Raw genomic sequence first — 11,777 nt, forward strand, 5'->3', positions numbered from 1 at the left:
TCTCGCGACGCGTCTTGCGCTTCTTGGTCTGGTACTCGGCTTCGGAGAAGGTGATCTGATCCATGGCAGCAACGAATCCTATAGGTTTGGCGATGGATGTATTATCGCCGATTTCGGGGAGTTATTCAGACCTTCCCTAGCATTCTGTCTGCAGAAAACGAATCCCGTTGCCCGCCGCCGGACCTCAGGTTGCCACCCCCGTCCCGCTGCCGCCCCAAACCCCGTCAGGGGTCGCGCAACGAATCCCTGATGCGCTCAATTTCATCAAACAGCCCGGCCATGATCTCCACGCCCCTGGGGTCAAAGTGCTTGCCGGACTGTTCAAGAATGAATGCCTGCGTTTTTTCTACGCTCCAGCCCTGCTTGTAGGGACGAGAACTGCGCAGGGCGTCATAGACGTCACACAGGGCGACAATACGCGCAGAGATGGGAATTTCCTCCCCCTTGAGTCCGGCAGGATATCCGCTGCCATCCCACTTTTCATGGTGATTGAGGGCAATCTCCGCCGCCAACTCCAGCAGCGATGAACGCCCACTGTCAGCCAAAATGGCGTGCCCGATGCGCGCATGCTGCTTCATGATGTCGAATTCTTCAGGCGTCAGCTTGCCCGGTTTGAGCAGAATGTGGTCCGGGATCCCGATCTTGCCGACATCGTGCATGGGTGCAGCCAGCCGTAGCAGCTCGACCCAGGTTTCCGGCGCACCAATTTGCCGGGCCATCAGCGCTGCGGTCTCGCCGATGCGCATGATGTGATTGCCGGTCTCGTTATCCTTGTAGTCAGCTGCCCGCGCCAGCGCCCGAATCACCGCCTGATAGCTGTCGCGCAGCCGAGCGGTACGCTCCTGCACGCGCTCCTCCAGCGCCGCGCGCTCCTGCTCAAGCTGGCGGTGGGCATAACTCAGTTGCAGGCAATTGCGCACCCGCAACAGCAACTCCGGCAGATCAACCGGCTTGGTCAGATAGTCGTTCCCGCCCAGGTCAATACCGCGGCGGCGACTGGCGGCGTCGCCAAGCGCGGTGACCAGAATCACTTGCTGAGCCGTACGATCGCGCTCACTCAGCGCCTGCAGAATCGCGAAACCGTCCGGCGCCGGCATGTCCAGATCCAGCAGCAACAGATCCCAGGGGTTTTGCTGCAACCACTCGAGGCCGAGCGCCGAATCACTGAAACCATGCACCTGCCCCAGCCCCATAGTCCGCAGGCTTGATTCAAGCAGTCTCAGATTGGCCTGCACATCATCGATCACCACCACCCTGGCCTGCCGAAAAACCTCATTGGGCATCGCCCGTCTCCCCCTTCGTCAACAGCGCACTCACCAGCGCGTCAAGCTCATCACTGTCCACCGGCTTGCGCACCAGGCCCTGACACTCGCTCATCAACTGGGTTACCAGTTCCGACCCGAGCGTATCGGCCAGCAGCAGCACCGGTGGTACAGGGGCCGGCAGCTGCTGCCGCAGGCGCCTGAGCATCGGCAATGTCGAGGCATCCAGTGCCGCGCTGTCAATCAGCAGCAGCGCGGGAACAGGCTGTCCACCAGCATGATCAAGCAGGGTCACCGCATTGCCGACCTGCAGCTGCGCCCGCTCCGACAGCGCCTGACGTATCTGCTCAATCAACTGCGAATCCGAACTGAGGCAATAAATGAGCGGCCTGTGGCTTGAGGGCAGCGGTTGCACCGAACTGAGCGGCAGCTCCACCCAGAATCGACTGCCCCTGCCCGGCTCACTGTCCACGCCAATCTCTCCGCCCATGGCACGGGTATATTCCCGGCAGATAGACAACCCGATTCCGGTACCCTGAATGGCCGTATTCTCTCGACCCAGGCGCTGGAACGGCTCAAACAGCAGCGCCTGATCCTCGGGCTTGATGCCCATGCCGGTGTCTTCGACTACCAGCCGGAGGCGGCTACCGAGCACCTCACAGTAGAGCCGCACCGCCCCGCCGGTACTGTTGTACTTCTTGGCATTCGATAGCAGATTGATCATTACCTGCCGCAGCCGCCGCGGATCAGCCATCACGGTCAACCCTTCAGGTGCAGGCGTTACCTCGAAGGACAGCCCCTGCTCACTGATCGCAAGCCGGACCATCTCGGCGCTTTCACTCATGATCTGCCCCACATCGGTGGGCACCCGCTCGACCCTTCGCGCGTCCACCTGGATCGTCGACCAATCGAGAATGTCGCTGAGCAAGGTGTTGAGGTGCCGGCTGGCGAGCAGGATTTCTTCGACATGCTCCGAGGGCTGGCCCTTCTCCTGACTATCCAGTTCCATCAACTGGGCGAAACCGAGAATCGCATTCAATGGCGTGCGCAGCTCGTGGCTCATGCTGGAGATAAAGCGGGCCTTGGCCAGGTTGGCCGCTTCTGCTTCGTGGGTAGCCGAACGCAAGTCACTTTCGATGTGCTTGAGGTCGTCAATATCAACGTGGGTGCCGGCAACCAGCACCACTTTGCCGGTATCCGGATCACGCTCCAGTATCCGTCCGCGGCTCAGCAGCCAGTGATACAGCCCCTGCTCGTCGGCAAAGCGGAACTCGGCGGCGTAGTGACCGCCGCTGCGCAAGGCTAGCTGCTCGGCGTCCCGCACGCGGGTACGATCATCCGGGTGGATACGCAGCTGGAACTGCTCGAATGGGATTACCCCCCGGGGCAAGCCGAAACGCTCGCAGAAGCGTCCGCGCAACTCGATCAGGTTTTCATTAACATGCCACTCCCAGATGCTCTCGGTGGTGCTGTCGAGTACCAGCTCAATACGCTGCTGGGCGTTACGATTGTGCTGTTGGCTTTGCTCCAGTTGCAGGCCTATCTCATGGGTATGCTGCGCCATGCCGTCCAGCTCGGCGATCTCCGAACGCACTGGAGCAGGCCGCCAGCGTTCGGCGCCAATATCGGTCATCATCCGCGAGATACCGTCGATCGGCGCCAGCAGCCGGGCTGTCAAGCCCCGGGCCCGCACCCACAGAAAGGCAAAGAAGACAATGTAGAAGGCCACCAGCCCCGCGATCAGCCACATACCGACGCGGCGATACTCTTCGGCCAACGAGTTGGTCTGGGCGAACAGAGTCTCCTCGTCAACCACCGTCAGCAGCCGCCAGCCAGTCTGCTCAACCCGTTCCCAGCCGACCAGCAGTGCCCGGTCGTTCAGCTTTAACTGCTCAACACCCTGATCACGGGCTTGCAGCACCTCGGCCAGCCCGGCGGTTTCCGTGCGTTGCGCCAGGTTGAAGTCCGCCGGCTTGAAAATCTCGCGGCGAATTGCCTCCTGGTAGGTGTGACTGGTCAGCTCCTGGAGGCCAAAATCCTGCTCTGCCTTCGGTGGCATGGCCATGATATTCATGTCCGAACTGATCAGCATGGCATAGCCATCCCAAGGCACCGGCAGACCATTGATCTCACTCAGGATACCGTCGACGGTTACGTCAATACCCACCACACCCTCGAGAAAATCCCCACGATAGACCGGTGCAATGGCCGACATCATCCAGCCCTGCCCGGCCGGATCGAGATAGACGTCGGTCCATACCACGCCGCGACTGGGATTATGTTCAGCATCGGCCAAGTAGTAGAAATTGTAATCCGGGATGACCATGTCATGCGGATACTGCTCCGCCGTATGGAACCAGGGGTAGATATGATTGAGGCTGTCCCAGCTGTTGAAGTAGACGCTGGCAATCAGCGGGTTGCTGCGCTGCAGTTCGCGCATGACCGGGTCCAGCGTCGTTAGCCGGCGAACCTTGTCCAGGTCCTGCCGCTCTGGCGCCGTTGCGCCCGAGTAGAAAACCGCAGCGCCGCCGGCATCCCGAGGACTGAACATCACGCCGCTGTCGGTGCGATCGATCTCGACATCAGGTAACGTCATGGGTTTTGCCAGCGCCTCGGCTACCAGATTGCGATAACCATCGGTCAGCGCGGCCAACTGCTCAAGACGGCTGTTGATGACACGCGTCTCAAGCTGTGCGGCGCTGCTCAACTCGGTCAGCGCCGCCTGGCGCAGGTAGGAAGTCTGCTCGTCACGAATGGCCGCGTTGCTGAACAGATAGATGGCAATAAGGGCCGCTTCAACCAGCACCAGCGGAATCAGCGCACTGCGAACAAACGCGCGCCATATCCAGCGCTGCAGCCCAACCCGATTAGTTTCAGCCATCATCCGCCCCCACGGCAGTACGTTACGCAAAATCTGATATCACAATGATATCACTTTGAATTTTTTGTTTTGCCTTTATAAGCTAGCCATTGGTCGGGCATTGCGCCAACCCCGACCTTTGGACGCAAAAAAACCCGCGCCGGAATCCGGAGCGGGTTTCTTTACCAGCGGCAGCCTTAGTTCTTGCTGGCGCGCTTGCGGTCGGTTTCGCTGAGCAGCTTCTTGCGCAGACGAATGGACTTCGGCGTTACCTCAACCAGTTCGTCGTCATCGATGAACTCGAGCGCCTGCTCCAGGGTGAACTTGACCGGCGGCACCAGCTGGATGGTCTCATCCTTGCCGGAAGCACGCATGTTGTCGAGCTTCTTGCCCTTGGTCGGGTTGATGACCAGGTCGTTGTCACGGCTGTGAATACCGGCCAGCTGACCTTCATAGATCTCCTGACCAGGCTCCAGGAACAGCTTGCCGCGATCCTGCAGGGTTTCCAGCGAGTAGGTCAGCGCCTTGCCGGTTGCCATGGAGACCAGCACGCCGTTCTGACGGTGGCCCACGTCACCCTGCTTGATCGGCCCGTAGTGACTGAAGGTGCTGGTGATGATGCCGGTACCCGAGGTCATGGTCAGGAAGCTGTTACGGAAGCCGATCAGGCCGCGTGCCGGAACAACATACTCCAGGCGAATACGGCCCTTGCCATCCGGAACCATGTTACCCAGATCACCCTTGCGCAGGCCCATCTGCTCCATGATCGGACCCTGATGCTGCTCTTCAATGTCGATGGTGACATTCTCGTAGGGCTCCTGCTTTTCGCCATCCACTTCCTTGATGACTACCTCAGGACGGGAGATCCCCAACTCAAAGCCTTCACGACGCATGGTTTCAATCAGTACCGACAGGTGCAGCTCGCCACGACCGGAAACTTTGAACTTGTCGGCGCTGTCGCCCTCTTCAACGCGCAGAGCCACGTTGTGCAGCAGTTCCTTTTCCAGACGCTCCTTGATGTTGCGGCTGGTGACGAACTTGCCTTCCTTGCCGGCGAACGGCGAGTCATTGACCTGGAAGGTCATGCTTACGGTCGGCTCGTCGACCGTCAGTGCCGGCATGGCTTCAACGTTCTGCTGGTCGCACAGGGTGTCGGAGATGAACAGCGGATCAAAACCACTGATGCAGACGATGTCGCCAGCCTGCGCTTCTTCCACTTCAACGCGCTGCAGACCGTGGTGCCCCATGATCTTCAGGATACGGCCGTTGCGCTTCTTGCCCTGCGCATCGATAGAGGTGACGGGGGTGTTGGTCTTGACCTTGCCGCGACGGATGCGGCCGATACCGATCACACCCAGGAAGCTGTTGTAGTCCAGCGCCGAGATCTGCATCTGGAACGGACCGTCAAGGTCAACGTCAGGGGACGGCACACGGTCAACGATGGTCTGGAACAGCGGGGTCAGATCCTCGGCCATCTCGTCCGGGTCCATACCCGCGATGCCGTTGATCGCGGAGGCGTAGACGAACGGGAAATCCAGCTGCTCGTCGGTCGCACCCAGGCTGTCAAACAGGTCGAATACCTGATCGATTACCCAGTCAGGGCGAGCGCCCGGACGGTCAATCTTGTTTACCACCACGATCGGACGCAGACCGGCCTGGAAGGCCTTCTGGGTTACGAAGCGGGTTTGCGGCATCGGGCCGTCAACCGCATCAACCAGCAGCAGTACCGAATCAACCATGGACATTACGCGCTCAACCTCGCCACCAAAGTCGGCGTGGCCGGGGGTGTCGACGATGTTGATGTTGTAGCCGTTCCACTTGATGGCGGTGTTCTTCGCCAGAATGGTAATGCCGCGTTCCTTTTCCTGGTCGTTGGAATCCATGATCCGCTCGGAATCCAGTTCCTTACGATCCAGGGTACCGGATTGACGCAGCAGAGCGTCGACCAGCGTGGTTTTGCCGTGGTCAACGTGCGCGATGATGGCGATATTGCGGAGATTCTCGATCACTGTGGGCGTCCTGGGTGATGCGGCGACAGCCGGCATACTGAAAAAAAGAGGGAGGCATTATACAGATATGGGGGTTACAGTGTGTGTTTTTTGTGCAAGCGGGCGCGCGAGCTTCAAGCAGCAAGCCACAAGCTGGAAGCAAAACCGGCTCGCTCTTGACCTCTGAGAGCTTCTTGCAGCGTTGAAGCCAATTAAGAGCCTGACAACCCTTGCCGGCCCTTCTTCCCGGCACGCCCTGTTTTGCTTGCGGCTTGCGGCTTGCGGCTTGCGGCTCAAGCGGTAGCGCGAGCGCGAGCGCTAGCGCTTCGGCCTGAGCACCCGCACATTCCCATATCCCTCATCCAGCAAATACTGGGCATGCAACTGACTCATCACCCCTTTCTCGCAATAGAGCAGATAGGCGCGCGAAGGGTCGAGCTCGGCAAAACGGCTGTTGAGGGTGTAGAACGGAATCGACAGCACCTCGATGCCATCCAGCTGCACTGGGCGCAGTTCCTGTTCGTCGGGGTGACGGATATCGATCACGATCTGCCCGGTCAGCGCCTGCTCGACAATCTCGACCGGAGAACCACCCTCGAGCATCTCGCCCAGCTCGCTGCATTCGCTGTAAACCGCGCTTTCAATGGCCTGCGACAACACCTCGAAGTTGAACGATGCTTCGGCCGCTTCAACCCGCGCCACTGTGGTACGAATGGCCGGACTCACCGAGATAACACCGCAGTACTCAGGCATGCTGCTGGAAAACTCGAGCGTGCCGATGCGGCGGGCAACATCAATAATATCCAGCTTGCTGGTGGTAATCAGCGGACGAATGACCAGCCGCTCGGCCGCCTTGTCGATAACGCTCAGATTCGGCAGCGTCTGGCTGGCAACCTGGGCAATGGCCTCACCGGTGACCAGCGCATCGATACCCAGACGGTAGGCCACACGGTCCGCCGCCCGCAGCATCATGCGCTTGAGCACTACACCCATTTGGCTGTTTTCAACGTTCTGCAGAATCTCGGCGACTACGCCCTCGAACGGAACACTGACAAAGCGCAGGCGATGACTGCTGGCGTAGCGCTCCCAGAGGTAATGGGCAACCTGGCGCACGCCCAGCTCATGGGCACTACCGCCCAGGTTGAAGAACACGAAATGCGGCAGCAGACCGCGCTGGAGCATCTGATAGCTCGCCACAGTGGAGTCGAACCCCCCGGAAAGCAGGCTGAGCACCGGCTCCATGGTGCCCAGCGGGAAGCCGCCCATGCCCTCATGACGCGCCTGGATCAGATATATTTTCTGATCCCGAATCTCCACATGCACTTCTACTTCAGGATCTTTCAGCGACACACCTGCCGCGCCACAGCGGCTGTTAAGCGCGCTGCCAACCTTGATCGCCACGTCCTGCGAGGAGAACGGATGAGTGCCCACCCGCTTGCAGCGCACCGCGAAGGTCTTGCCGCGCAGCTGCTCGCCCACGCTGGACACGCACAGCTCAATCAACTCATCGATGCTGCCAAGCGGATACTCGTGCACCTCGAAGCAGTGCGAAATACCCGGCGTGTTGCGCAGACGCTCAATGCAGCGCTGCTGCAGCGCCGCATCAGGCCCCAGATTGACTTCAAGACTGTCCCAGTTCCCGTTGACCCGGGCCTGGGGGTCGACCGCCGACAACACCTTTTTCAGGTTGCCCTTCAATTGTGCGACAAAGCGTTTACGAACCTGGCGGCTCTTGATGGTGATTTCCGGGAAAAATTTGATGATCAGTTTCATGGGGCTGGCGTATCGTGCGCAAAGCGCTGCATTATACGCGCAGCAGGCGCTCGGCGCTCGGCTAACTGCCGCGTGCAACGTGCACCAAGTTGGGTCGCTAGCCACACCAACTGCACCAACAAGGTGCTCCAGAATGGTGCGAACCATCGGTTTATGGAGCAGAAGATGTCAAGAATGGGGCTTTCAGCCAATGCTCCGAAATGGCACACCTTTTGCTCACTTGTAATGCAACCGAACGGCGGCCTGTCCGCTAGACGTTATATGAGGCGCCAGACCCGCTGTCTGGCAAAAGATTCCTGTTGGAGGAAACCATGTCGAAAGCGATGCAACTGATCAACGAGCATGACGTGAAGTGGGTAGACCTGCGCTTCACCGATACCAAGGGCAAGCAGCAGCACGTCACCATGCCGGCACGTGATGTCAATGATGACTTCTTCGAAGACGGCAAGATGTTCGACGGCTCCTCGATTGCCGGCTGGAAAGGCATCGAAGCCTCCGACATGATCCTCATGCCCGATGACAGCACTGCCGTTCTGGACCCGTTCACCGAAGAGCCGACGCTGATCATCGTCTGCGACATCATTGAGCCCTCCACCATGCAGGGCTACGAGCGCGACCCGCGCGGTATCGCCAAGCGCGCCGAGGAATACCTGAAGTCCACCGGTATCGGTGACACCGTATTCGTTGGTCCGGAGCCGGAATTCTTCGTATTCGACGAAGTCAAATTCAAGTCCGACATCTCCGGCTCCATGTTCAAGATCTTCTCTGAGCAAGCTTCCTGGAACACCGACGCCGATTTCGAGACTGGCAACAAAGGTCATCGTCCTGGCGTCAAGGGCGGCTACTTCCCGGTTCCGCCGGTCGACCACGACCACGAAATCCGTACCGCCATGTGCAACGCACTGGAAGAAATGGGCCTGACCGTTGAAGTTCACCACCACGAAGTGGCAACTGCCGGCCAGAACGAAATCGGCGTGCTGTTCAACACCCTGGTGAAGAAGGCCGACGAAGTACAAACCCTGAAGTACTGCGTGCACAACGTTGCCGACGCGTTCGGCAAGACCGCTACCTTCATGCCGAAGCCGCTGTACGGCGACAACGGTTCCGGTATGCACGTTCACATGTCCATTTCCAAAGACGGCACCAACACCTTCGCTGGCGAAGGCTACTCCGGCCTGTCTGACACCGCCCTGTACTTCATCGGCGGCATCATCAAGCACGGCAAGGCGCTGAACGCGTTCACCAACCCGGCCACCAACTCCTACAAGCGTCTGGTTCCCGGCTTCGAAGCGCCGGTCATGCTGGCCTACTCCGCCCGCAACCGCTCTGCTTCCATCCGTATCCCGTACGTTTCCAGCCCGAAAGCACGCCGCATCGAAGCGCGCTTCCCGGACCCGGCAGCCAACCCCTACCTGTGCTTTGCTGCACTGCTGATGGCCGGCCTGGATGGTATCCAGAACAAGATCCACCCTGGCGATGCAGCCGACAAGAACCTGTACGATCTGCCGCCGGAAGAGTCCGCACAGATCCCGCAGGTTTGCGGCAGCCTGAAGGAAGCACTGGAATCGCTGGATGCAGACCGCGAATTCCTGACCAAGGGCGACGTGTTCACCAACGAGTTCATCGACGCCTACATCGACCTGAAGAGCGCCGAAGAAATCAAGGTTCGCACCTTCGTTCACCCGCTGGAATACGACCTGTACTACAGCGTCTGATCCAGAGACAGGCAACTGTCACAGCAAAAAGGGGCGCCCGGTCGGGCGCCCCTTTTTTACGTCTGTCGCCAAGGCAGACCGGAGCAGTTGCCAGCCCTCCCGGACGGTGCCAGCATGGGGGCATGTCTCAAGGAGAGTACGACAATGCCGCGCACGCTTATCTATGCCCTGTGCAGTGCCCTGATCTTCAGCCAGAGCGCCACCGCCGAGATCTATACCTGGACTGATGCCGAGGGCAATACCGTCTACTCGGACCAGCCCTCACCCAATGCCAGACGCATTGAGGTCAGCGCCCCAAACGCAATGGAGCCGCCACGCCCCTCACCATCCTACAATCAGCCCGACGAGAGCAGCAGCAACTCGGCTGCCGCCCAGGGCCGTTACCGGCGACTGGAGATCACCAGCCCTGCCAACGACAGTGCCGTGCGCGCCAATGACGGCAACCTGATTCTCGGCATTGCCATTGATCCTCCCTTGCGCACCGGTGCGCTGCTGCGCGCCCGGGTCGACGGCACCCTGTCAGCACAGGCGCTGCCGGGTTCGGGTCAGACCGAAGCCAGCCTGACCCTGCCGAACCTCGACCGGGGATCGCACCAGATTGAAGCCGTCATCACCAATACCAGCGGCGAGGAACTGAGCGCCAGCAGCCCCATTACCGTGCATGTGCAACGCACCTCGCTCAACCAGCCGGGGAGGATCAACTCACCGAATCAGGCGCCACGGGCACCGGCAGCCCCCACAGCGCCCAACGTACCCAAGCCACCCGCCAGCACCCCGTGACCCTCCTCAGCCCGAATGACGAGCGCACCATTTCGGTGCATACTCGTCGCTCGCGACTCCAATTCGCGCACCGTTGCAATGCGCCTGACCGACAACGCTTAACCCGACGAACGGCTAAAGCCTCTGTCAACGCCAGCCGGCGATAACAAGAAAGCCAGTAAATACAGGGCCTGCGCACGCCCCCGGGCATGGCAGACGCAAGCCGACAAACAAATGGGCAAGCGATTGCCCGCGTCGCCCCGAATGCGCCCCGAATTGGTTCGCTTCTTGCATTTCCCTGCCCAAACGACGGATATAGCCATGCTGCCAGACCGATTTCTACGCCAGATTCTCGATAACCTGACCACAGCGGTACTGCTGCTGGACAGCGACCTGCGCCTGAGCTTCATGAACCCCGCGGCGGAAATGCTGCTCGCTGTCAGCGGGCAAAGGGTGTATCAGCAGCCCGTGCAGGACCTGTTCACCGACAGTGCAGCGGCACTGGACTCACTGCACAACGCAGTCCAGAACGGACACCCCTTCACCAAGCGCGAAGCCCAACTGACCCTCAGCAACGGACAAAGCATGATGGCGGATTACTCGGTCACGCCGATCATAGCCGCCAATCGCAACTGGCTGCTGATGGAGCTGTACCCGCGTGATCGCCTGCTGCGCATCACCAAGGAAGAGGCACAGCTGTCCAAACAGGAAGTAACCAAAGTGCTGGTTCGCGGCCTGGCCCACGAGATCAAGAATCCGCTCGGCGGCATTCGCGGCGCCGCTCAGCTGCTGGCCCGGGAACTACCGGAAGACGGTCTCAAGGACTACACCGACGTCATCATTGAAGAGGCCGACCGCCTGCGTAATCTGGTCGACAGCATGCTTGGCCCGTACCGGCCACCGGCGCTGCGGCCGATCAACATTCACGAGATTACCGAGCGCGTCTGCAGCCTGATCGAGGCCGAAACCCAGGGCGCGCTGCATATCAAGCGCGACTACGATCCAAGTATTCCGGACGTGCAGGCCGACCGCGAGCAACTGATTCAGGCGCTGCTGAATATTGTCCGCAACGCCATGCAGGCACTCGCCGCCAACGGCCCGCTCGAACAGGGCCAGATCACCCTGCGCACCCGGACGCTGCGCCAGTTCACGATCGGCCAGACCCGTTACCGACTGGTGTGCCGGGTCGAAGTCATCGACAACGGCCCCGGCATCCCGGCCGATATTGCCGAAAGCATCTTCTACCCGATGGTCAGCGGTCGCGCCGAGGGTACCGGCCTCGGCCTGTCGATTACCCAGAACATCATCAGCCAGCATCAGGGGCTGATCGAGTGCGACAGCGTACCGGGAGAAACCACTTTCACCCTGTTTCTGCCACTGGAACAGGAGGGAGCCGACTGACATGACCAGCCGCCTCCGA

General features: G+C 60.0%; 7 protein-coding genes. 3 read left to right on the top strand and 4 right to left on the bottom strand.

Going from position 1 to position 11,777, the window contains the following annotated elements; all coding sequences use genetic code 11:
* Positions 1-224: 224 nt before the first annotated feature.
* The 4 genes from AC13EY_RS17810 to thiI all read right to left on the bottom strand — a co-directional run bounded on the left by AC13EY_RS17810 (position 225) and on the right by thiI (position 7,883).
* A complete protein-coding gene (locus tag AC13EY_RS17810; RefSeq protein ID WP_228247075.1) occupies positions 225-1,283 on the bottom strand; it encodes an HD domain-containing phosphohydrolase in 1,059 nt (352 codons plus the stop codon).
* On the bottom strand, positions 1,273-4,143 hold the full coding sequence (locus AC13EY_RS17815; RefSeq protein ID WP_228247076.1) for a sensor histidine kinase: 2,871 nt from the start codon (positions 4,141-4,143) through the stop codon (positions 1,273-1,275). Before AC13EY_RS17815 ends, AC13EY_RS17810 begins: the two co-directional genes overlap by 11 nt.
* Before the next feature lie 176 nt (positions 4,144-4,319).
* Entirely contained in the window at positions 4,320-6,131 is a 1,812-nt protein-coding gene (gene typA / locus AC13EY_RS17820; RefSeq protein ID WP_228247077.1) for a translational GTPase TypA, read from the bottom strand.
* Positions 6,132-6,428: 297 nt separating this feature from the next.
* Positions 6,429-7,883, bottom strand: coding sequence for a tRNA uracil 4-sulfurtransferase ThiI (gene thiI / locus AC13EY_RS17825; RefSeq protein WP_228247078.1), 1,455 nt, complete (start codon positions 7,881-7,883; stop codon positions 6,429-6,431).
* 311 nt (positions 7,884-8,194) lie between these two features.
* Here thiI and glnA point away from each other — a divergent pair, with 311 nt between their 5' ends.
* The 3 genes from glnA (at position 8,195) to glnL (ending at position 11,758) form a co-directional block, all read left to right on the top strand.
* On the top strand, positions 8,195-9,598 hold the full coding sequence (glnA, locus tag AC13EY_RS17830) for a glutamate--ammonia ligase (protein WP_228247079.1): 1,404 nt from the start codon (positions 8,195-8,197) through the stop codon (positions 9,596-9,598).
* Between the two features lie 144 nt (positions 9,599-9,742).
* Positions 9,743-10,378 (top strand): DUF4124 domain-containing protein, encoded by a 636-nt coding sequence (locus tag AC13EY_RS17835; protein WP_228247080.1) that lies wholly within the window; start codon positions 9,743-9,745, stop codon positions 10,376-10,378.
* Between the two features lie 300 nt (positions 10,379-10,678).
* Entirely contained in the window at positions 10,679-11,758 is a 1,080-nt protein-coding gene (gene glnL / locus AC13EY_RS17840) for a nitrogen regulation protein NR(II) (protein ID WP_228247081.1), read from the top strand.
* The last annotated feature ends 19 nt before the right edge of the window (positions 11,759-11,777 follow it).

Source organism: Halopseudomonas sp. L-58 (genome assembly GCF_056859475.1).